The 22,045-nt window shown below is 42.4% G+C and carries 20 protein-coding genes and 1 pseudogene; 15 read left to right on the forward strand and 6 right to left on the reverse strand.

Features of this window, described 5'->3' with window-relative positions:
• Window positions 1–310 precede the first annotated feature (310 nt).
• Window positions 311–1,774, reverse strand: coding sequence for an ATP-binding protein (locus UQ64_RS07865; RefSeq protein ID WP_245237884.1), 1,464 nt, complete (start codon window positions 1,772–1,774; stop codon window positions 311–313).
• Window positions 1,775–1,978: 204 nt separating this feature from the next.
• Here UQ64_RS07865 and UQ64_RS07870 point away from each other — a divergent pair, with 204 nt between their 5' ends.
• The gene (locus UQ64_RS07870) at window positions 1,979–2,701 is read left to right on the forward strand and encodes an MOSC domain-containing protein (RefSeq protein ID WP_060622894.1); all 723 of its coding nucleotides are present in this window, start codon (window positions 1,979–1,981) and stop codon (window positions 2,699–2,701) included.
• Between the two features lie 89 nt (window positions 2,702–2,790).
• On the forward strand, window positions 2,791–4,860 hold the full coding sequence (locus UQ64_RS07875) for a serine hydrolase domain-containing protein (RefSeq protein ID WP_060622895.1): 2,070 nt from the start codon (window positions 2,791–2,793) through the stop codon (window positions 4,858–4,860).
• A gap of 74 nt (window positions 4,861–4,934) precedes the next feature.
• Here the strand turns inward: UQ64_RS07875 and UQ64_RS07880 are convergent, their stop codons facing one another.
• Entirely contained in the window at window positions 4,935–5,366 is a 432-nt protein-coding gene (locus UQ64_RS07880; protein ID WP_060622896.1) for a flavodoxin domain-containing protein, read from the reverse strand.
• Between the two features lie 204 nt (window positions 5,367–5,570).
• Between UQ64_RS07880 and UQ64_RS07885 the strand changes: the two genes are divergently transcribed.
• Window positions 5,571–5,912 carry a DUF4181 domain-containing protein gene (locus UQ64_RS07885; protein WP_060622897.1) on the forward strand — a complete coding sequence of 114 codons (342 nt, stop codon included), beginning with the start codon at window positions 5,571–5,573 and terminating at the stop codon, window positions 5,910–5,912.
• Window positions 5,913–5,941: 29 nt separating this feature from the next.
• Here the strand turns inward: UQ64_RS07885 and UQ64_RS07890 are convergent, their stop codons facing one another.
• Window positions 5,942–6,760 (reverse strand): lipase family protein, encoded by an 819-nt coding sequence (locus tag UQ64_RS07890; protein ID WP_060623263.1) that lies wholly within the window; start codon window positions 6,758–6,760, stop codon window positions 5,942–5,944.
• Window positions 6,761–7,308: 548 nt separating this feature from the next.
• Between UQ64_RS07890 and UQ64_RS07900 the strand changes: the two are divergent.
• Window positions 7,309–7,500, forward strand: a pseudogene (locus UQ64_RS07900) (PfkB family carbohydrate kinase); the annotation flags it as partial.
• Between the two features lie 233 nt (window positions 7,501–7,733).
• On the opposite strand, the gene UQ64_RS07905 reads toward UQ64_RS07900, so the two are convergent.
• Window positions 7,734–8,474 carry a collagen-like protein gene (locus UQ64_RS07905; RefSeq protein ID WP_060622900.1) on the reverse strand — a complete coding sequence of 247 codons (741 nt, stop codon included), beginning with the start codon at window positions 8,472–8,474 and terminating at the stop codon, window positions 7,734–7,736.
• A gap of 184 nt (window positions 8,475–8,658) precedes the next feature.
• Here UQ64_RS07905 and UQ64_RS07910 point away from each other — a divergent pair, with 184 nt between their 5' ends.
• From UQ64_RS07910 to nagA, 7 genes are all read left to right on the forward strand, one after another.
• Entirely contained in the window at window positions 8,659–9,693 is a 1,035-nt protein-coding gene (locus tag UQ64_RS07910) for a YheC/YheD family endospore coat-associated protein (RefSeq protein ID WP_060622901.1), read from the forward strand.
• Window positions 9,694–10,204: 511 nt separating this feature from the next.
• Entirely contained in the window at window positions 10,205–10,912 is a 708-nt protein-coding gene (locus tag UQ64_RS07915) for a DNA alkylation repair protein (protein ID WP_060622902.1), read from the forward strand.
• Between the two features lie 104 nt (window positions 10,913–11,016).
• Window positions 11,017–12,306, forward strand: coding sequence for an L-cysteine desulfidase family protein (locus UQ64_RS07920; RefSeq protein ID WP_060622903.1), 1,290 nt, complete (start codon window positions 11,017–11,019; stop codon window positions 12,304–12,306).
• Between the two features lie 194 nt (window positions 12,307–12,500).
• On the forward strand, window positions 12,501–13,967 hold the full coding sequence (locus UQ64_RS07925; protein ID WP_060622904.1) for a protein adenylyltransferase SelO: 1,467 nt from the start codon (window positions 12,501–12,503) through the stop codon (window positions 13,965–13,967).
• Window positions 13,968–14,004: 37 nt separating this feature from the next.
• On the forward strand, window positions 14,005–14,484 hold the full coding sequence (locus UQ64_RS07930; protein ID WP_060622905.1) for a DinB family protein: 480 nt from the start codon (window positions 14,005–14,007) through the stop codon (window positions 14,482–14,484).
• Between the two features lie 167 nt (window positions 14,485–14,651).
• Window positions 14,652–15,401: a DeoR/GlpR family DNA-binding transcription regulator gene (locus tag UQ64_RS07935; protein WP_060622906.1), complete on the forward strand. Its 750-nt coding sequence runs from the start codon at window positions 14,652–14,654 to the stop codon at window positions 15,399–15,401.
• Between the two features lie 26 nt (window positions 15,402–15,427).
• Window positions 15,428–16,570: an N-acetylglucosamine-6-phosphate deacetylase gene (gene nagA, locus UQ64_RS07940; RefSeq protein ID WP_060622907.1), complete on the forward strand. Its 1,143-nt coding sequence runs from the start codon at window positions 15,428–15,430 to the stop codon at window positions 16,568–16,570.
• A 27-nt stretch (window positions 16,571–16,597) separates the two neighbouring features.
• Here nagA and UQ64_RS07945 read toward each other — a convergent pair whose 3' ends face one another.
• Entirely contained in the window at window positions 16,598–17,371 is a 774-nt protein-coding gene (locus UQ64_RS07945; protein WP_060622908.1) for an AraC family transcriptional regulator, read from the reverse strand.
• 19 nt (window positions 17,372–17,390) lie between these two features.
• Window positions 17,391–17,972, reverse strand: a complete 582-nt coding sequence (locus tag UQ64_RS07950) for a LysE family translocator (protein WP_060622909.1) — start codon at window positions 17,970–17,972, stop codon at window positions 17,391–17,393.
• 86 nt (window positions 17,973–18,058) lie between these two features.
• Between UQ64_RS07950 and UQ64_RS07955 the strand changes: the two genes are divergently transcribed.
• The 4 genes from UQ64_RS07955 (at window position 18,059) to UQ64_RS07970 (ending at window position 21,802) form a co-directional block, all read left to right on the forward strand.
• On the forward strand, window positions 18,059–18,601 hold the full coding sequence (locus tag UQ64_RS07955; RefSeq protein ID WP_060622910.1) for a GNAT family N-acetyltransferase: 543 nt from the start codon (window positions 18,059–18,061) through the stop codon (window positions 18,599–18,601).
• Window positions 18,602–18,749: 148 nt separating this feature from the next.
• Window positions 18,750–19,736, forward strand: a complete 987-nt coding sequence (locus tag UQ64_RS07960; protein ID WP_060622911.1) for a Gfo/Idh/MocA family protein — start codon at window positions 18,750–18,752, stop codon at window positions 19,734–19,736.
• A 48-nt stretch (window positions 19,737–19,784) separates the two neighbouring features.
• Window positions 19,785–20,702, forward strand: a complete 918-nt coding sequence (locus UQ64_RS07965) for a helix-turn-helix domain-containing protein (protein WP_245237885.1) — start codon at window positions 19,785–19,787, stop codon at window positions 20,700–20,702.
• Between the two features lie 17 nt (window positions 20,703–20,719).
• The gene (locus tag UQ64_RS07970; protein WP_060622912.1) at window positions 20,720–21,802 is read left to right on the forward strand and encodes a Gfo/Idh/MocA family protein; all 1,083 of its coding nucleotides are present in this window, start codon (window positions 20,720–20,722) and stop codon (window positions 21,800–21,802) included.
• The last annotated feature ends 243 nt before the right edge of the window (window positions 21,803–22,045 follow it).

A 22,045-nucleotide genomic window follows, 5' to 3' on the forward strand; every position in this document is an offset into this window, starting at 1 on the left:
TTTTTCGTTATACATTATCCTTATCTTTCTCGCTTATAATGCTTACCGGCCATAAAGGACGCCGAAGGCGTATATGTTTACTATAATAGAATTAATAAAATTTCGAGACTGCGGAGAAATGTATGCGAAAAACCGAATACAATGTGCCGCGAGTAACGTAAACGAGCCAGCACCGTTATTCGCCCCAAATTACCCGGGAATGGGCTTGTTATTAGAGAATAAGTGCAATATGGTCCGTTAAGCGGAACCTCACTACGAAGGTATGGATACTAGTATGGAATAAGGATCATTCATTGCGGCACTTCAAATGCTATACCGCAGCTACTTCTGGCTCTAATATCGTTGGAATGGTTACGGTAAAAGTAGTGCCTTGCTCAGGGACACTTTCTATAGTGATCGCTCCGCCATGATTATGTACAATATTCTGTGTGATCATAAATCCAAGGCCTGTTCCTGTTTCTTTTGTCGTATAAAATGGTTTGCCTAGTGCTTTGATCTGTTCCTCTGTCATCCCGCAACCCTCATCCTGAACACTAATTCGGGATCCACTTTCAGTGGTATGAACATGAATATATATGTTACCCCCATGATGCATTGCTTCCATCGCATTTTTAAGCAAATTAATAAACACCTGTTTGAGCTGATACGCCTCTCCGTGGATCCAAATAGGTTGGTCTGCACAGACAGGGAGAATCTTAAGGTTTTTTAGTGCAGCTTGACCGTTCATCAATGTGGTAACTTGCTCCAGCAAAGATAATAAATCCACAGGTTTACTGATATGTGTCGTTTGTGGTTTTGATAATACGAGCAGCTCGTTAACGATAAACTCGATGCGTTTCAATTCTGACTCAATGATAAAGAAATATTTATCATTCATTCGCTCGGAAGAGCGAAGCAGTTTCATAAAGCCATTTATGGCCGTAAGCGGATTCCTGATTTCATGAGCGATTCCAGCTGCTAATTGCCCTGCAGTGGATAATTTCTCGGATTGGATTAGCCGTTCTTCTTCCAGTATTTGCTGAGAGATATCTTTGAATATTCCAATAAACGCCATGTTTCCGTTGAAGATAATCGGTAATGTGAATCCATCCACATATTTCTGCTGACCATTTAAGCAATTAATTAAGTAGCAGACAGAGCCTATCGTGTTACCGCTGTAATACCTTTCTCTTCGCTCTTGAAGGATTGAATAATTGGAAAAGTCTACAATATTATTGGTAGATGTACCCAGTACTTGATACAGGCTCTCCGCATGAATTAATTGTAAACCAGCTGAATTCACATACTGTATAATCCCATTCGCTGTTATAACAACGGTCAGAGGTAATCCCTCTAGCAGCTGCAGGAAAGATTTCTCTTTCTCTTGCAGATTTTGTTCTGCTTCCTGTAGCTGATTTTCCATGTGCTTGTTTATCGTCTTATTTTCGAATTGAGCAAAATAATACAGGGGTGCACCATTGGCATCCGATATGATAGATATGGAGATCTCTAGTGATAATAGGTGTCCGGTTGGTTGGTAGTAATTCTGTTGGAATCGATGCGGATGGATGTTCAACGAGGAAAGAGACCTTCCAAGCTCAGCAATTTCACGGATCTGACTTAGAAGCGTACGAACAGATGAAGAGGGGGTTAGTAACTCGTTATGATCATACCCCAAGAGGGCACTTAAGGCGGAATTCCATTTCAAGAGCGTTCCATCAAACGAAATAAGAGTCATTCCAATTACAGCATGTGTAAAAGCAAAATCAAAACTTTGGAATTCATTGGACCGCACTGCTATTCACCTCTCACATTCTTTCCGCCATATGTAATACTCATAGTATAAAACATATATTCTAGTAAAATATACAAATTTTTATGTAATCTAGAATCGTTCGAAATAGCTATGTGTTGTTGTGAAAATAAGGGTGCAAGAGTTAAACGATTTCAGGTAAAATTAGAGAATACGTGCATTTTTAGAAAGTGGAGGCGTTGTACCGTGCAATCAATCGTTGGTGAAATTCGAGAAATTAATCGCTATCCAGTCAAGTCATTTGCAGGTGAACGATTGGAAACCTGTAGGATAGAACCATATGGAATGCTTGGGGACCGTTACTGTGCCTTTTATGATGAGTCAAAAGAGGGCTGGTGGCGTTATTTTACGGCTAGAAATAATCCTAAAATGCTCACCTATCAAGCGCAATTTATCAATGGAGAAATCCAAGTAACTGCATCAGATGGGCGAACCTTTGGGTGGGATGATCGTTTATTAGAAGAAATCCAAAGCCAAACCAAAACTGCAATCTCCATGTCTAAACTAAAAGCTTCACATCCACAGCCGGAGCATCCGCAACTGTTATCGGTGGATGGCGCCAGTATCTTACTCATTACGGATGCTAGTTTGAAGAAGTTAGAGGCTGCGTGGGGACATTCCTTAGATCAGCGCCGGTTTCGTGGGAACTTTGTTATAGCGCTAAGCGATGAATCGCTTTTCGAAGGGGATTGGATCGGGCGGCAGCTCTCCATAGGAGATGTTCAGCTACAGGTAGATAGTTTTTGTGAGAGATGTATGGTTATCACAATGGACCCAGATAGTCAGGAAAGAGACCCTAAATTATTGAAAAAACTAAACCAAGAGTTTGAACTACACTTCGGAGTGTACGCTTCTGTTGTTAAGATAGGGGAAATCAGAATCGGAGACAAAGTAGAATTAATGGATTAGATAATGATAATGATATAAACTTCCTTTACATTCCCATATGGATAATTTACCCTTTAAGGGAATGGAAAATTCATAGCGGGAGGGAATGTATGAAGAAGAAAATAATATCCCTGTTGATGGTATCTCTACTTTTAGTAGTGTGTCTTCCTACGAATGCATTAGCAGCAGATAGTAGTAAAACGCAAACATATGTGAACACTCAGAAGGTCGCGGCAGAGAAGGCAGCATTCTTAACGGAAAAGATAGGAACGACAAGTCTCCAATATGCTCTTATGGATGGCGATAATATCGTTATGAGTGGCACAGCTGGATACAGCCATGTGGAGAGCAAGACAGCACCAAGCACTACAACGATGTATGGAATTGGCTCGACGAGTAAAATGTATACGACCGCTTCTATTATGAAGCTAGTTGATCATGGGAAGGTAGATTTGGATGCACCTGTCGTATCTTATCTGAATAATTTTACGATGGAAGATTCACGCTATAAGCAAATCACCGTACGAATGCTGCTGAATCATTCATCAGGTCTTGGGGGTTCGAACTTATCAAACTCTTTCTTATTCAATGATTCTGATTCTATCGCCAAAGATAATTTGCTGGCGACTTTGACAACTCAACGCTTAAAGGCAGATCCAGGAGCCTACTCAGTATATTGTAATGATGGATTTACGCTGGCGGAGTTGATTGTTGAGAAAGTCAGTGGAATGGACTTCACTACATTCATCCATCAGAATTTTACAGGTCCTTTAGGGCTTGAGCATACGAAAACGCCAGTAGATTCTGTTGATTCTAGCCAGCTGGCAAGTGTATACAATGCAACCTACCCTGCCGCTTTACCCCAAGAGACGATTAATGTGATTGGAACAGGGGGCATCTATTCTACGGCTGAAGATTTGGTGCGCTTTGCAACTATTTTCACTGGAGGATCGAAAGGGATTCTGTCAGAAAAATCAGTAAAAGCGATGGAGCAAGAGGAATACAAGCGTGGAATGTGGCCGAAAGGGAAAGATAATTCGTTTGCGTATGGATTGGGCTGGGACAGTGTGAACTTATACCCATTCAATCAGTACGAGATCAAAGCTCTGACAAAGGGCGGGGATACAACTCTGTATCATACTTCACTTGTCGTATTGCCTGATCAGCAGATGGCAGCAGCTGTGGTATCTTCTGGTGGGGATAGCTCAACCGATCAGATGCTTGCTAACGAAATATTGCTCAGTGCGCTACAAGAAAAGGGAGTTATCAAGGAACTAAAACCTACACCTACATTTAAAGCTTCGAACAAAGAGGTTATGCCGCAGGAATTGCTGGATTATGCTGGTGTCTATGCTGATTCTACACAACTGATGAAGATAGAGATTAGTAAAGCTGGAGAATTGAGTATATCTTCGATTATGGCACCTACATTTCCAGCTCAGAAATTTTCGTATAATACGAACGGTGAATTCTTAGATGCAGCGGGTACAAATAAAGTTAGCTTTGTGAAGGAAAGCAATGGTCGTGTCTACCTTTGGATTCAAGGGTACGGGGTCATTCCAGGGCTTGGTGAGACTGCTCTTTCTCAATATGCAGCTGAAAAGCTAGAGGCGAATGCTTTATCCAATGAGGTCTTGTCAGCTTGGCAGCAGCGGCAAGGGAAATTGTATTTTGATGTCAGCGAGAAGTATAGCTCACAATTTTACATGAGTATGCCGGTAGCTGGAATTGCTATGTTCCCTGATGCACCAGGCTATATGGGCTCGAATAAAATAACTGGGCCGAATAAAGCTGAAATGACCGTACAAATTCCAACTTTAGGTGGGCGCGATCTTGCGGATATTGTTTTTGAAAATAAAGAGGGCGTGGAGTATCTCAAGCTTGGAAACCAATTATTTATCACACAGGATGCCATTAAACCTATTTATGCCGGCCCGCAATCATTGGTAACTATTCAAACGGATGGATATGCAAGATGGTTTGAAGTTCCAGAGTCGGCATCAGGCAAGTTGATGACAGTAGGGCTACCACCTAAAGGTTCCTTTGCTGTTTATGATGCGAATGGTGTGTGTGTAAATTTCTCTACTGTCAGTGGTATTACGCAAGTTAAACTTCCGAGTAACGGGAAAATTGTATTTGTAAGTGATGTGGGTGCGAAGTTTGAATTGACAATCAAGTAGTAATAAACAATTCAATTATATTTTTAAAAAAAGAATCCTGTTACCCAGATCATTTATCTTGGTAACAGGATTTTTTATTTGAAATTATTTGAAAACTCTCTTATTTTATCTACATAAATTCCTTTGAGTTGATCGGTACCTTCCTTGGGAGCCTTATAGGCATTATAACCGCCAAAGGATTCGATGCAAATCGCAGCTTTTTTTAGATCATCCGGAAAATTCTTCTCTATTAATTCCTCAGTTGTCTTTGGTTTTTCGTTACAAATATAGTAGCCCATCTTCTTATTTAGCAACTCATCTTTGTTTTTTTTGATAAAATCACGAATCGCTTTATATATTTTCTCATCTCTTACTCCAGCACCTAAAATAATGCTATCAAATGCCTCAAGACTTGGCTTCTCTATTTCAATATTACAGATCTTACTCTGAGGAAGCTCTTCAGATAATACCTTTGCGCATTGCTCTGTTGCTCCTGATTTTGTAGCGTATAGAATAAGTACTGCCATTGTGGTTCCTCTTTTCAGTGTAGATTATTCAGGTTCTAAAAGACTCTTGCAATTCAATTATCTCGATTATCAAGATATTATCCATACTATCGAAAATACAGATCCTTTGTCAAGTTAACTTCAAGTTCTCATGCGTTAATCCGACATCCTTATTATGGTATTATGAGGGTAATGAATTCATCGCTTAGAAGGAGGGGAACAGGAGTGATCATTCCATTTTTAATATTAATTCTTTCTTTTTCTTACTTTATTCTAAGGATATGGATTGTTGGTCCGGATAAGGAAAAACTTTCTGACGACGGTAATGAGCTTAATATAAAGGGTAAACTTATACTCGGACTTGTAGGATTAATTACTGCAATTGTCATAATGATAGCTGATGGCGTACAGGGGATTGTTATGAAGTGGTTTTGGATTGTATTAATAATAATAGCATTAGGATTTCAGTCCTTCATTGATTGGAAATTTCTAAAGCATACGAAACAGCATATAGTTTCACTGATAGTGCTAGTTGAAGGTGTGGTATTAGTTTATTTTCTTTTCTAATAGGTTCCACCATGAAGCCTAATCTCCTGTCATGGTGGAATTGATGCACTTATGATGGGGTTACTTACAACTGGACAGAATCCAGGGTTTGTTAAACAAAGTTCCTCGGAGTACTGCGGTTGAAGCTTGGAGAGCTCTGTGAAATAGTAGCTGATCATATGATTACCACTTGCTGATCCATTCTGGAATGACAGTGATAAAAAAGTGTGGACATGACTGTAATAATACTTCGTTTCCCGTTTAGGTAGCCTATATACATGGGGAGGCAAGTAGGTAACAACATCAAAGAGATTGGCATAACGGTAACTCTTGCGGACATATTGTTTAACGGCATTAGTGAAGTCCGGATCGCCTACACGTGGGGAACCATAAGTAAACAGGTTAGGTGAGATGTAAGAGGTGTTGGCCGCAATATCAATAGCACATAAAGTGGCGAGTGCTCCACCAAGGCTATGACCAGTAATGTATAAGGTCTTATCGGGAGATAACTTTGTGAGTGTAGAGATGATCCCATCGCGAGCTGAATAGTAGATATTCGTGAAACCGCGGTGGGTAAGGGTGTCTTCTTTAATATAGTTAAATCTCTCTTGTGAGGCCATAACGTTTGACATCCAATCGGTTGTGGAGCTGGTTCCTCGGAAGGCAACGATAATCTCTTGTGGAGATTCCAAAATAAATCCAAAGCGTTCCCACACCTCGCTGATGGATCTTGCTTCAATCGTATCCACGATCTGATAATTTAATGGAACGACGAATGAACCGTCTTTATTTGAGAACTGCGCATAGGTCTGTCCGCAGATAGCAGCTAGAAAGATAGCCCTTTGCTCTTGATCATTTTTGGTACCCATGTACATCCCGCCCTTCTTCCTAAACTATATTAGGGGGACGAGGGAGAGATTCCTATATCATGCGAGACCCTGTACTAATGTGAAAGGGCTAAATTGTACACCGCTTAAATAGTTACCTCAGATTATCTAAAATCATTTGCATTGAATGCGGGAATGAAATTGTTGTTACTGATAATTCATCTAACAAAGACTCTCAAATAAATATAGTTTCTTGGAAGATGGAGAAGGGAATTTAGTGGTAATTAAAAAGACAGCAATTGCGGTCGCTTATGTATTATATTAGGGATTGTATGATTTCAGCGTCATTCGAATGATTTGGTCTGTATTTAGCAACAGTTACAAATCCTAAGTCCATTTTAAATAAAACTTCAACCTCTGATTCGCTACTCGCCATAACGGAGTGAGTAAAATGCTGAAATACAGGAGTATCTACATTTCCATCGAGATATTTGTTGAATGTGGAAATAACTTCATTAAGTATAGGCATTGAATTTTTTCCTCCAGAGAGATATTGATAACCAATTAGGAGGTATTCAGTAGGTAATAAGGACGATGGGGTGGTCGATACGGTAGGCGCCGGGGATGGTTTTGCCATTGGCGGCATAAGCGGACTACTGGAGAAGCTCACTGTAGCTGAGACCGTCAAGCGCGGCAATGCGATCAGTGCATTGACGGTGATGTCTCCCGGCGACATGGATGGTCTGGCCTGCCAACCCGTGAGAGCTTGGAGAAGTTTATGAATCGGAAAGCGTAGTAAGTAATGTCATGGCTATTTCTATTGAAAAAAAAGATACCGTTCCACAGTAACTGTGAACGGTATCTTTTTTGGGGTTCGGGCAGATTAAACAGCCGAATGCGGCGCTCTTTTGTAACCTTGGGCGGACTCAGGAGATATTATTTGCTCAAAGTCTATAAATATATTAAAAAGAGAGCTGATGGTTCCGACCACCTGCTCTCTTTATCGAACTAAAAATCAGGTATTAATCTCAGTCGCTGTTAATGTTCCTTCGTTAATTGTAATGGTAATATTACCTTCTCCAGGAATCGTTCCTGTTGCTCTTAAGGTGTAACTATGTTGCCCAACAGGAGGTCCCATATCACAGCATGTCAGTGCCGTTGTAATCGGGCTGTTGGCAGATACGGGAGTGTCACTTGCTGTACACAATAGAGTCACGCCATCCCGAAGGATAGTAAATGAAATGGTAGGACTAGCAGCAGACGGAGTCCACGTGGCATAGGCGGTAAGCCAGACAATGTTGCCGGGTTTATCTACAGTTATATTAACTGTGGCCAAATCGGCTACTGGGGCAGCAGTGGTAAGAACGATTCCAGCGAACTCAGCACAAGCAAATTCAATAAAGAGTCCTGGCGTTCCAGCCGGACCTTGTGGTCCTGTAGGCCCAATAGGGCCTTGCACCCCTGCTGGTCCTTGCGGTCCTGTGGCCCCAATGGCACCTTGCGGTCCTGCGGGTCCTTGCGGTCCTGCGGGTCCTTGCGGTCCTGCGGGTCCTTGCGGTCCTGCGGCACCTTGCGCTCCTGAGGCACCTTGCGGTCCTGCCGGTCCTTGCGGTCCTGCGGGTCCTTGCGGTCCTGCGGGTCCTTGCGGTCCTGCAGGTCCCTGCTTTCCTGTAGGCCCAATGGGTCCTTGCACTCCTGCAGGACCTTGTGGTCCTTGTGGTCCTGGTGGTCCTGGTGGTCCTGGTAATCTTCCCATAACTCACACTCCTTTGAATAGTGGGTATATCTCACCCTGCCTACAATGTATTCCGTAAAAATAGATGTGTGTCAGTAGTCAAATGACTTGATAATATGGCCTACTATGTTGATGTCCCATGCATATTAGCTGAATTCACATATCCTACATCAAGGAAACCATTTCATGCAGAAAGGGGATCAAGATGAAGAATGTTGAAACACTAGGTATTATGGTTACTAACGCCAGGCAACGGAAGGTGACTTTAAAAAATTACATGAAGAATCATCATTTTTCAAAATTAAGGATGTTCAGTTTTTCCCCAACTGATATTGATTGGGAGCATAGACGTATTAGAGGCCTTCATCTTCGTAATATGAAGTGGGAAACGGGTAGCTTTTCATTTCCAAAGGTGATTTATAACCGTTGTTACAATTCAGAGATGGAGACTATTGATCGGTTGGAGCAGATTATTGGAAGGAACAAGTGTTTCAATCAAATTAACCAATTTGACAAGTTGGAGATTCATCAGGCTATAAATCGTTGGCTAAGTCCTCATGTCCCAGATACATTGCCTTACAGTAACGATAACTTGGAACAAATGATTCACCTTCATAAATTGGTTTTTTTGAAGCCCTGCCACGGCCATATGGGAAAAGGCGTTTATCGAATCGAACAGCGTGATACTGGAGAACTGCATATTTCTAACCACTATGTTATGCCCAGCATTATCGTAGGATCTATAAGTCAGTTACTTACCGAATCCGAACGGTTTGTAGGTCAAGTTCCCCATTTAATTCAGAAGGGGATATTTACCAATAATCTTAACAACCGCACTTTTGATATCAGGGTGCTTGTACAAAAAAATAAAAATGGTCTTTGGTCCACTACTAATGTTATCAGTCGAGTATCATACGCAGGCTGTTTCAATACAAGCATATACGAAAGAGCCTGCCTAGCGATGGATGTGTTGAAGAAGCTATACCCGGCAAAATCCGTTAGGGATATGATGAATACCATCTATAACTTAAGTTTACGAACAGCAGAGATCCTTGAGTTGGATTCCGGCATCCATCTATGTGAGGTTAGTGTAGATTTGGTCATTGACTTGGAAGGACATATTTGGATCATTGAAGTTAACGGTATGCCACAAAAGAGCCTTTATGATGAACTTCCTATATCCCGAAGAGCCATATACTCTCGTCCACTTGAATACGGCTATTACCTAAGTAAACGATAATTTTTTAGATGATCCAGCATATGCGGAATTACTTGTATAGGTTCTTGCCTTTGTAATGGCTAATGAAGTTCAATATTCAAGACAGTTGTGTTTTGTTGGTTTCTTTCGCTTCGGAAGTGCCTCGTTATGCATGCGCTGTACAGTGCAGGCCGATGTTTGCTGCAGGCGGGAACAATGCGAGCCGTTGACCCAAGCGCTTGTTCGACGGTGTGGGAGCTAAAGAGCATTAGGCCCGACAAATCGTACGACCATCCAAATCCGGCTTTGCAAGATTGCAGTACAAGCGGATGAAAGGCACGGGTCCAGAAAGATCGTTGCTGGAATTACAATCGGTTCTGTAAAAGGTTGGGGTAATAACCACCTAAAAATATAGGTGGTTATTTGCGCACCCAAAAGGATTCCTTCGGAAACTTAACTTGCGACAAGTAAACCCATACAGTACACTTTCTTTATCTGGTGCTAATCCAAGGTAACTTGGGAATAGAACTTTTAAAAAAGGAAGTGTTAAATAGTGGATTTAGAGATGGTCATGCAGGAGCTGGAAGCGCTTGGCAAGGAACGAACCAAGAAAATATATATGTCTAATGGAGCAAAGGAACCGCTATTTGGCGTGGCTACCGGAGCAATGAAGCCAATCTTCAAGAAAACCAAAATAAATCAGCCATTGGCTGAGCAGCTTTACGCGACAGGGAACTATGATGCCATGTATTTTGCCGGCATCATTGCTGATCCCAATGCAATGACGGAAGACGATTATGACCGATGGATGGATGCGGCTTATTTTTATATGCTGTCCGACTTTGTAGTGGCAGTAACCTTGGCAGAAGCGGATATTGCACAACAAGTTGCCGATAAATGGATCGCGAGCGGTGAAGAGCTGAGAATGTCGGCGGGCTGGAGCTGTTACTGCTGGCTGCTTGGCAGTCGGCCGGACGTTGAGTTTTCCGAGAGCAAACTTGCCGGTATGCTTGAGATGGTGGAAAATACGATTCATGATTCTCCAGAACGTACCCAATATTCAATGAACAACTTCATGTACACAGTGGCCGTATCTTATTCGCCACTTCATGATAAGGCCAGTGAGACCGCAAGAACAGTAGGGCCAATTGAAGTTGATAAGAATAAGGCAAAGAGTAAAATCATTCACGCGTACTCAAATATTCAAAAAGCTGTCGACAAAGCTCGGCTTGGATTTAAACGCAAGCATGTAAGATGTTGATCTAGGACAAGCTTTCAGAGAAGAAAAAGGATTCCCTGAAACTTCACTCTGAGTTACTATATAGAAATGACTCCGAGCGGGAGAGAAAAGGGGGAAAAGCATACATGGGCAACTTATTGGAAATTTTGCACAAGGAAGTCGTACCGGCAGAAGGCTGCACAGAGCCGATCGCAGTTGCGTATGCCGTCTCCTTGGCGGCAGAGCTTCTCGAGGAAGAAATAACGGGGATTCAGCTGCATCTCAGCGGTAATATTATTAAAAATGCAATGGGAGTGGGCATCCCTGGGACAGGCCAGACAGGTCTACCTATCGCAGCAGCCCTTGGAGCGGTGGTCGGACGTTCGCACAAGGAGCTGGAGATCCTGTCAGGCCTGACTCAGAATGAGCTAAAGCTGGCAAATGACCTGCTTGATCGAAAGCTGCTAAAAGTGGAGATAATGGACACTCCTGAGAAGTTATATATTGAAGCACAGGTGAAAACAGAGAACCATACAGCGACTGCCATCCTTGCTAAGGAGCATACTAATATAGAATACCTGGCTCTGGACGGGAAAAAAGTGACACCAAAGAAGTCTAAAGCTGACTGTGGCAAGCCTGGTCTTTCCGATACTGAAGCCTATGAAGGCTCTGTAGATCGGATATTCGAGTTTATAAGTACGGTTCCAAATTCAGACCTTAGCTTCCTCTTGGAAGGCGCTCGGATGAACAAAGCGATCTCGGATGAGGGACTGCGGGGCGATTATGGCTTGCAAGTAGGGAAGAAGATGAATCAGCAATCTGCTGTGAATTTGTTCGGCAATGATGTTGCGAACAGGATTATAGCGGCCACTGCTGCGGCTTCAGATGCTCGCATGGATGGCAGTGCAATGCCTGTGATGACAACAGCAGGCAGCGGTAATCAGGGTATCGCCTGTACGCTACCCGTTATATCATTGGCGGAACTGCTCGGCAAGGATGAAGAGACGCTGGCTCGGGCGCTTGCACTGAGTAATCTGGTCACTGTGCATATCAAGCATTATATCGGGCGGTTGTCGCCTTTATGTGGTTCTGGGATTGCAGGCGGAGTAGGAGCGAATAGCGGGATTATTTATCTCATGGGCGGTAGTCTAGAGCAAATCAAACATGGGATACAGAATACGATAGCTTCTTTGTCAGGTATGATCTGCGACGGTGCGAATTCAACCTGTGCACTGAAGATTTCGACCTCCACCAATACGGCAATTCAGGCAGCCACACTGGCGATGAATAATATTGCTCCTACGACCAAGGATGGAGTTATTTTTGAAGAGGTAGAAGACACCATCCGCAATATGGAACGACTGGTTCAAGAAGGTCTGGGGGATACTGACAAGACTATTCTAAATATCATGCTCTCCAAAGGTGGAGCGAAGTAGCTTCCTAATAAATTGATAACAAGATAGGACATAATAAAGACCGCCTGGTTTCCTGCATAAAATGACAGGAGGCCGGGCGGTCTTTATAACTCTTCAGCAAGATCATAGGTTTACGAGAAAATTTGCATTAAATTTTAACATAACTTATTCTGAGATCATATAAGCCTAGACTGATGATATAAAAAGGAGATATTATGACGGAGAAGATAGATATAGGATGGAACTTTGAGAGCAGTTATGCTCATCTGCCGGAATCCATGTTTACAAGGATCAAGCCTACTCCTGTGCGTAAACCGGAATTGATCATCTATAATGAACCAGTGGCTACTACGCTAGGGCTGAATAGCACAGCACTACATAGTAAAGATGGCGTTCAGATTCTTGCGGGCAATGAAGTTCCTAAAGGTACGGAGCCGCTTGCTCAAGCGTATGCTGGACATCAATTCGGACATTTCACTATGTTAGGTGACGGCCGAGCCGTGCTGCTTGGTGAACAGATCACTCCCCAAGGTGAACGTGTAGACATTCAGCTTAAGGGCGCGGGAAGAACCCCATATTCTCGTGGTGGTGATGGCCGAGCCGGACTTGGTCCGATGCTGCGTGAATATATCATCAGCGAAGCCATGTATAGCTTAGGTATTCCTACCACTCGCAGTTTATCGGTGGTAACTACTGGAGAAACGATCATTCGAGAAACAGAGCAGCCCGGTGCTATTCTGACCCGGGTTGCGGCCAGTCATCTACGGGTGGGTACTTTTCAATATGTTGCAGCATGGGGTACTGTGGAGGATCTCCGCTCTCTGGCTGATTACACGTTACAAAGACACTATCCAGGTGCACCTATGGATGAGAACCGTTATCTTTTCCTGCTTCGGGAAGTGATTGGACGTCAGGCTGAACTGATTACCAAATGGCAGCTTGTTGGATTTATTCACGGAGTGATGAATACCGACAACATGGCGCTTAGCGGAGAAACGATTGATTATGGTCCGTGTGCCTTCATGGATGTGTATGATCCGGGGACAGTATTCAGCTCTATTGATCAGCAGGGTCGTTATGCTTATGGCAATCAGCCGGGTATTGCTTCTTGGAACCTCGCGAGATTCGCGGAGACTCTTCTACCGCTACTGGCTGAGGATCAGGAACAAGCGATCAAGCTCGCTGAAGAGGAGATTGCAGATTTTAAAGAGCGGTCTTATCATCATTGGCTTACGGGAATGAGAGCGAAGCTTGGAATCTTTAACGAAGAGGTAGAGGATGTTGCGCTAATTGAAGACCTGCTAGATTTGATGCAGAAATATCGGGCGGACTATACCAATACCTTCCGTGCTCTAAGTTTAGAGAAGCTGGAAGAGAATGCTCTGTTCGATGCAGCGGAATTTACTAAGTGGCAGGAGTTATGGCAGGCTAGACTTAGCAGACAGCAGCAATCGAAAGAGGATTCGCTGCAGCTAATGCGCAATAGTAATCCTGCAATCATTCCGCGAAACCACAGGGTAGAAGAAGCACTTCAAGCGGCAGTCCAACAGGAAGATTACAGTGTGATGGAGCGATTGCTTGAAGCTCTTTCCAATCCTTATGCTTATTCCCCTGAACAAGATGAATACTCGGTACTTCCTGAGGAATCGGCGCGTCCATATCGAACCTTCTGCGGTACCTGATTTGCTGATAATGATCTGAAAAATGGGGTGGAGCAAGATGTTTCATGCATATGATGTTCTGGCTAACCAGTTGCTAGCTAATGCGAATGATCCAAGTTGGTATGTTCCTTTTGAGGTAGCCGTAAAAAACCTAAGCGAAGAAGAAGCTTTTTGGAAGGTAACAGAAGCAAGCAATAGCATTGCTGAGATCGTGCAGCATCTGCTCTACTGGAATGAAACTTGGCAAACAAGGTATAAAGAAAAGAGTGTTCATGCGGTTCCTTCCGTGGATAACAATAGTACCTTTGTCGTAGCAGAAGGAGTAACGTTCCAAGAGCTTCAAGAACAACTGTTAGAAGTTCTTCTACATTGGCAGGAACTGATTACGAAGGAACAATTGGATGCCGATGTTCAAGAGTTCCAAGGCAGTCAGTGGTGGGAAGTAATGGGCAATGTGACTTCACATAATGCCTATCATGTGGGGCAAATTGTTTTTATTCGGAAGATACAAAAGAGTTGGGATCACACTGTGGAGTGAAATGAAAGACGTTAACGGATGTGCATTCATCTGGCTAACGTCTTTTTTTGGTGAAAATTTATGAGGATAATTTATATAATATACTTACAAACACTTATGTGGAATATACTAAATGCTTGTAAATGCTTGTAATATGGCTTATGATGACTTTAGGAGGTGCATACTTGATGTTTCAAGAGGAAAGATTGTTAAAAATACTTGAATATTTGAAACAACACCAATCGATGAGTGTTCAAGAGATCTGTACGCAATTTGAAGTATCCAGAGATACCGCTCGTAGGGATATTGTCAGATTAGTACAAGAAGGTGTTGTGATCCGAACGCATGGAGGGGTATCGTTACCTGAATTACAAAAAGAATTGTTATCTTATCAGGATCGATTGATTGATGAATCTGAGAGTAAGCAGAGAATAGGGAAGACTGCGGCGCAGCTAATCAAGGATCATGAGACTGTGATTTTAGATGTATCCACCACTGTACAGTTTGTAGCAGAACAGATCAGCGCGAAGGATATTACGGTTGTTACGCACTCGATTGATAACGTAGGGATCTTGTCAAAGCGGGAGGATCTGCAAATATATGTTCTTGGTGGCTACTTGAATGTGAAAAACCGCTTGTTATATGGTCCTTCTATTATCGATAAACTTAGTGAAATTCGTGCTGATAAAGCTTTTATTGGAGCATCTGCGATCGGTGCTGATGGCCTCTACTATCCATATGAAGAAGATGTGCGGGTGAAGAGAGAAATAGCCCGAAGATCAGATCAAGTCATCTTAGTGGCTGATCACACCAAATTTATTGGCAAATCATTTTTCCGTCTAGACTTTGATTGCATTGATATTCTAATTACCGATCGAGAACTCCCAAGTGAGATCAGAGAAGTTCTAGATCAGAAGAACATCACAGTTATTGAATGACTGATAACGAACAGAGGAGGATATTTATGTCTTATATTCTGCAAAATGTACAAGTGGTGCTTCAGGAACGTATTGTTCCAGCAGCTAATGTGTGGATTTCTGAAGGAAAAATCATAAAGATAGATACAGAGTCTCTTTCGATTCCAGAGGGAGATTATGAACGGATAGATGGTGGGAGACATTTGTTAGTACCCGGGATGATAGATGTTCATATTCATGGCGCCAATGGTTTCGATATGATGGATGGAACGGAACAGAGTATTCAAGAAGTGTCAAAATCCTGTGCTTCATCTGGGTGTACCTCATTTCTGGCTACATCTGTGAGTTCTACATTAGAAGATCTTTTAGAAATGATTCGTAGTGTCAAGCGTGTGATCGGACATGAAGTGGGCGCAAAGATCGCGGGCATTCATTTAGAGGGTCCTTACCTGAACCCGAAGCGAAAAGGAATGCAGAATGAAAAGTATTTACGGCATCCCAACTTAGACGAAATGAACCTGATTTTTCAAGAAGCGGGTTCACTTATTAAAATGGTTACAATTGCACCGGAGCTACCGGGGGGGATGGAGCTTATTTCCTTTCTGAAAGAAAAGGGTGTTGTTATAGCCATCGCTCATTCGGATGCCACTTATGAAGAAGCTAAACAAGCCTTTGCGTCGGGGGCAAGTCATGTTACGCATTGTTTTAATGGCATGCGGCCTATCCATCATCGAGATCCAGGGGTAATTGTGGCTGCTTTTGAAGAGAAGCATGTAAGTGTTCAAGCGATTGTGGATAATGTTCATCTACATCCTGCAATTATTCGATTAATGCATACCCTGAAAGGACCGGAAGGAATGGTCTTGATTACAGACGCACTGCAAGCTATGGGATTAGGTGATGGGGATTATATGTTTGGAGGCCATCATGTTACGGTATCCGAGGGGGTAGCGAGACTGAAGGATGGAACGCTAGCTTCAAGCACAGTGACTATGAATGAAGCCTTACGTTATACTGTCGAAACTGGAATTCCATTGATAGATGCCGTAAAGATGGCTTCAACTACGCCGGCTAATATTCTGGAACTTCAACGGAAGGGGTCAATAACAACTGGCTATGATGCTGACCTGGTCCTCTTGGATGATGAATTTAAAGTGCTCTGGACAATGGTGGATGGTCAAATTTTATAAATCATGATGAATACAGGTTACTTCTGCTCAATGCAGCTGTAACCTGTATTCATGTGCGGTTATGCCAAACACGCTTTTAAAATGCCGGTTCAAATGGGTTAGATCCACAAATCCGCACTCTGCCACGGCTGCATAGATATCCTTGGATTTCTCAATGGACTGCTTGGCATGCTCTACTTTGCAATTTAAGAAAAATTGATAAGGCGATATACCTGTATGCAATTTAAACGCTCGAATAAATTGAAATTTGGATAGATCAAACTCTTTACAGAGGTCGTCTAGCTTCAGTACATGCTCCAAGCTGCAGTACATCATTTCTTTCGCTTTTTTGACGAGGTTATTATTCGTTCTGCGGTCGGTAATGATTTCAGTATGGGATACTAGATCCAGCAGAGTTAATAACAGCTCATTGCACAACGACTCCTCTTTACCATTCTGAATGGCATGACTTAGCGCCAATATGCACTGAGCCAATTTATTGTCATATAGGATAGGGGAGGAAAAGTGTAGTTCTTTTTTTCCTAGTATCTCTTGTATTAAGGTTGGCTTGATATAAAGCATAACATAATCAATACCTGCTCTATCATACGAACTGCCGTCATGCGTTTGCTCTGGATTAAATAGCATTACACCATTTTTATGAGAGGATTGCAAGCTACCATCAAGGTTATATTGCTGGATGCCACGTAAGGTGACGCCGATTGCATATTCCTCGTGGCAATGCTTTTTATATGTGAAATCAGTAAGGCTGGCGGATAAGGACAGGATCTCTGCTGACTTTTTATAATTGAATTTCTCCACGTTCTTAACCTCCGCGACTTTATAGAATTCCTGATATCATAATGGCCGAGTATACTAAAAAAAGTGCCATCAGCGTATTTAGAACTTTTTGATGATTTTGCAGAAATCTTCTGAAGATCGTACCAAAAATAACCCACGTTGTGAATGCGAAAAATCCGATCACCGTTATAATTATAACAAATAGGGTCAAGGCAAGTGATGAAGTGTAGAAGGGCATTACGTAGCTGGGAATGACGGTTAGCGTAAATAACAGCACTTTAGGATTCACAAACTGCATGAGCAAGCCCGAGCGAAAATTGGCATTTGGGTTAGGCTGATCGTCCATTGCACCCATCTTAAAGATTTTATAAGCTAGATAGAGCATATATAAACTCCCAATGACTTGCATAATGATCAGGAGATTGGGGATGACCTCAATCAGAACACGGTTCAGCAGGGTAGAAAGAATAAGCAATAATCCAAAAGCCATCGTGGCTCCGTATACATATTTCATAGATTTCTTAGCCCCGGAATGTTGCACGGAAGAAAGAATAACAATATTGGCAGGACCGGGTGTAAATGTAGCTACAACGCAATAGATCAGAAAGGAAATTATATTCATGGTGACCTCCAGTAAAAGTTGTCTTATGAATATAAACCTCTTAACTAGATTGTTTATAGTATATTATTGCAGGGGTGATCAACATAATGATAAAGACAAATCATTTTAGCATAGCTGTACTTACCAAGGCTGATTATGAATCTACATGCCAGGTGTTTGAAGAATCTATATTAGATGCCTTTAACCAAGAGGGATTAGAGCACTTACAAGAGGATATTCAAAGTGAAATTGATGTAAAAAAGCAAAAGGCGCTATCTTCACTGGAACAGGCAAACTCGAATACTTATTTCTTTATCGCTAAAATAGATGGGACGGTTGTGGGTACGATTTCCTATGGTCCCTGTGGCGAGACTATTCAAATCTGTGCAGAACATCAGTTGGATCATTTGGGGGAATTGGGTAGTTTATACGTGTTGCCAAGTTATCAGGGTCAAGGGATAGGTTCGGCATTAATTAAGGAAATGATGACATTTCTAAACGAACAAGGGATCGGGCAATTTTGCTTGGACAGTGGATATAAACGCGCACAAATCAAGTGGCAGCATAAATTTGGGGAGCCTTTTAAGGTGGTAAAAGACTATTGGGGACCTGATTCCGTTCATATGGTTTGGTTGTGTAATGTAAGGTAGCCTTTAAATGGAAATCGTATATCATATGGAATGGTTGTGTCGTGATATTATATATCAAATGTCGCATTTTCCTACTAATAAAGGGTTATGTTATGTGATATTTTATTAGTAGATGTCAGAATAACATATATACGGGAGGCACAAGCAAATGACGATAAGAATGGGTAAGATTAGCTATTGGCATGTACATGCTTGGGACTATACGAAGCAAGCTCAAGAGCATGAGGATACTGTATTGGCAGCGGTTTGGGATGAAGATGCTGAACGTGGGAAAAAAGCTGCTGAAAGCTTAAATGTTCCTTTTTTCGAATCACTGGATGACCTGCTTGCGCAAAAGGATATAGATGCCGTCATAGTGGATGCGCCGACCAATGTGCATAGAGATGTAATCATTGCTGCGGCTAAAGCAGGTAAACATATTTTTACGGAAAAAGTAATTGCCCCCACACATAAAGAAGTTGAAGAGATCATCCGTGCAGTGGAAGAGAACGATGTGAAGTTGACCGTCTCCTTGCCTCGTCTAAATGATGGATACACATTAACGATTCAAGAAGTTCTAAGTCAAGAACTGCTCGGAGAGATCACTTACGTTAGAGTTCGCTTATCCCATAATGGGGCTACAGAAAACTGGCTTCCCGATCATTTCTATAGCTTGGAACAATGTGGTGGCGGAGCTTTGATTGATCTTGGTTGTCATCCTATGTATTTGACGAAGCTTTTCTTAGGTCAAGATGTGACCGGTGTAAGTGCTAATTTTGGTTATGTAACGGGCAAGGAAGTAGAAGATAATGCCGTGGTGACGCTATTTACGAATTCAGGAGCAATTGGTGTGGTCGAGGCTGGGTTTGTGAATAGTCATTCGCCGTTTACCATCGAGGTGCATGGAACCGAGGGAACACTACTTTACGGAACACCAGAGGATAAGCTTCTTCTTAGAAGTAATAAATCCGCTGACAAAGAGGAAGGATGGAAAGAAGTAGCGCTACATGCTAATCGTGAAAGCGCATTCCATCAGTGGGTTAATCACATCCAAAATAATACTTTCGCCACCCAGAATGTACAAACTGCTGTGGAGCTTACGAGATTAATGGAAGCGGCGAATCGTTCTGCTAAAGAAGCTCGTATGGTTCGGTGAGCAGATCTAGACGCTTAACCTGTCTCCACCTGTTAGGAGGATTTAACATTGAGTAACTTTCCCTATGAGATGATGTTTGAGAAGCATGATATGCTCGAGCGATTGGATATTTCCATCGGGTGGGGACATTACGAAATTACAGTTCTTAGATTTCATTTGATCTCTTTTCCGCCGGGGAGAGTCATAGATTTCCATAATCATTCTGAATTCGAATTTCATTTTATTCCACGAGGAAAGGGAGAAGTTATTCTTGGCGAACTAAAATACCCCTTGTCGGAGGGCATGCTCTATTTAACCGGACCGGGTGTCATGCACCGCCAAGAGGCGGATCCAGAAGAATCGATGGAAGAACTGTGTCTACATGTGGACATCAAAGAGAAGATTAGAGAGGACGTAGATCCTTGGGAGGTTGCGGAGGCTGAGACCTGTGTTCAGAAGCTAAAGCAGCTGCCACTAGTTCCAGCACAAGATTATCACAGCGCTATGAAATGTTTTCTTGAAGCCTATGAAGCTTGTGAAGGTAAACTGACGGGATATTATACTTCCATTAAACATCTCGTAATCAGCATTTTATTAAAGGCAGTAAGAGCTTATGATTCAGGTGGGATTCGAACAGAAGCGCCTGTTAGAGACATGTTAACTTATCGGTACCAATACGCCATTCAATATATGGAAGCTAATTATTCTGGAACCGTTACCTTGGAGAATGTTGCAGAAAAACTGAATATTAGCGCAAGGCAGCTGCAGCGAGTATTTAAGCAAGTGGATGCTGACAGATCGTTTAGTCGATCGCTAGAGGACATTCGATTACAAGCGGTCTGCCGAAAGCTAGAAGAGAGTAATTATCCGATAGAGCAAATTGCTAAATCGGAGGGATTTACGAATGCAACGTATTTGCATATCGTATTCCGCAAGCGTTTGGGCATGACTCCAGCAACTTATCGAAATACAAAACAAACCAATTAAAAGTGAGGGTGAATGATATGAGTAAAGTGTTTCGCGTAGGAATTATTGGATGTGGTGGAATTGCGAATGGCAAGCATCTTCCAAGTTTGAGTAAGCAAAGTAAAGTAGAGATCGTAGCTTTTTGTGACATTATTAAAGAACGTGCTGAAGAAGCGGCGGAGAAATACGGAACTAGCGAAGCTGCTGTCTATACGGATTACACAGAACTATTAAAAGATCATTCGATTGATATTATTCATGTGCTTACGCCGAATGATGCGCATGCAGAAATTTCAATTGATGCTCTAGAAGCAGGAAAACACGTCATGTGCGAAAAACCAATGGCGAAGACGGCAGCAGATGCCAAACGAATGGTGGAAGCAGCGAAACGTACAGGCAAGAAATTAACCATTGGATATGACAATCGCTACAGAGAAGACAGTTTGTATTTGAAAAAAGCATGTGAATCCGGGGAGCTCGGACATATTTATTTTGCAAAGGCACATGCCATCAGACGGAGAGCTGTACCGACATGGGGAGTATTCCTCGATGAAGAGAAGCAAGGCGGCGGACCGCTTATTGACATCGGAACCCATGCATTGGATCTAACCCTTTGGATGATGGATAACTATAAACCGAAAGTCGTGCTGGGTACCAAATATCATGAACTGTCTCAAAAAGAAGAGGCTGCAAACGCATGGGGGCCATGGGATCCGAAGAAATTCACCGTTGAAGACTCAGCCTTTGGAATGATCGTGATGGAGAATGGCGCTACGATTATGCTGGAAGCGAGCTGGGCGCTCAATTCACTGGATGTGCATGAAGCGAAATGCAGCTTAAGCGGGACGGAAGCTGGCGCCGATATGAAAGACGGGCTTAGAATTAATGGAGAGAAATTCAGCAAGCTGTACACCAATAAAATCGAGCTTGGTGCAGGTGGTGTAGCCTACTATGAAGGTAAAGCAGAAAGTGCACCTGACATCGAATTAAGAAAGTGGATCGAAGCCATCGAACAGGATAAAGACCCGGTTGTAACTCCTGAACAGGCTTATGTTGTTTCGCAAATATTAGAAGCGATTTATGAATCTGCACAGACAGGTAAGGCCGTGTATTTGGATTAGATTTTAACAAGTACAGCGATATAGAGTAATATCCACTTGTGATTTATTGATAGGGATTTGAGACAAGACTCTCTCTTTACTGGGAGAGTTTTTTTGTTTTTTTTTTGCTTGAATAAATACTGGGTAATAGGGGTGTAAATCATGGATACTATAGATCGTAAGACTCGACAGCTTTTTTATGAGTTACTCCATAGTTTTACAAAACCTTCTTTTTCTCAATAAGTTATTTATGGAAACGATAGT

This window comes from Paenibacillus etheri (assembly GCF_001012825.1).
Lineage (GTDB): Bacteria > Bacillota > Bacilli > Paenibacillales > Paenibacillaceae > Paenibacillus_AQ > Paenibacillus_AQ etheri.

Coding starts and splice junctions, on each gene's coding strand:
- UQ64_RS07875 (WP_060622895.1), top strand. CDS start 2,791: ATGAAGAAGAAAATAATATCCCTGTTGATGGTATCTCTACTTTTAGTA.
- UQ64_RS07880 (WP_060622896.1), bottom strand. CDS start 5,366: ATGGCAGTACTTATTCTATACGCTACAAAATCAGGAGCAACAGAGCAA.
- UQ64_RS07890 (WP_060623263.1), bottom strand. CDS start 6,760: ATGGGTACCAAAAATGATCAAGAGCAAAGGGCTATCTTTCTAGCTGCT.
- UQ64_RS07905 (WP_060622900.1), bottom strand. CDS start 8,474: ATGGGAAGATTACCAGGACCACCAGGACCACCAGGACCACAAGGACCA.
- UQ64_RS07910 (WP_060622901.1), top strand. CDS start 8,659: ATGAAGAATGTTGAAACACTAGGTATTATGGTTACTAACGCCAGGCAA.
- UQ64_RS07920 (WP_060622903.1), top strand. CDS start 11,017: ATGGGCAACTTATTGGAAATTTTGCACAAGGAAGTCGTACCGGCAGAA.
- UQ64_RS07925 (WP_060622904.1), top strand. CDS start 12,501: ATGACGGAGAAGATAGATATAGGATGGAACTTTGAGAGCAGTTATGCT.
- UQ64_RS07930 (WP_060622905.1), top strand. CDS start 14,005: ATGTTTCATGCATATGATGTTCTGGCTAACCAGTTGCTAGCTAATGCG.
- UQ64_RS07935 (WP_060622906.1), top strand. CDS start 14,652: ATGTTTCAAGAGGAAAGATTGTTAAAAATACTTGAATATTTGAAACAA.
- nagA (WP_060622907.1), top strand. CDS start 15,428: ATGTCTTATATTCTGCAAAATGTACAAGTGGTGCTTCAGGAACGTATT.
- UQ64_RS07950 (WP_060622909.1), bottom strand. CDS start 17,972: ATGAATATAATTTCCTTTCTGATCTATTGCGTTGTAGCTACATTTACA.
- UQ64_RS07955 (WP_060622910.1), top strand. CDS start 18,059: ATGATAAAGACAAATCATTTTAGCATAGCTGTACTTACCAAGGCTGAT.
- UQ64_RS07960 (WP_060622911.1), top strand. CDS start 18,750: ATGACGATAAGAATGGGTAAGATTAGCTATTGGCATGTACATGCTTGG.
- UQ64_RS07970 (WP_060622912.1), top strand. CDS start 20,720: ATGAGTAAAGTGTTTCGCGTAGGAATTATTGGATGTGGTGGAATTGCG.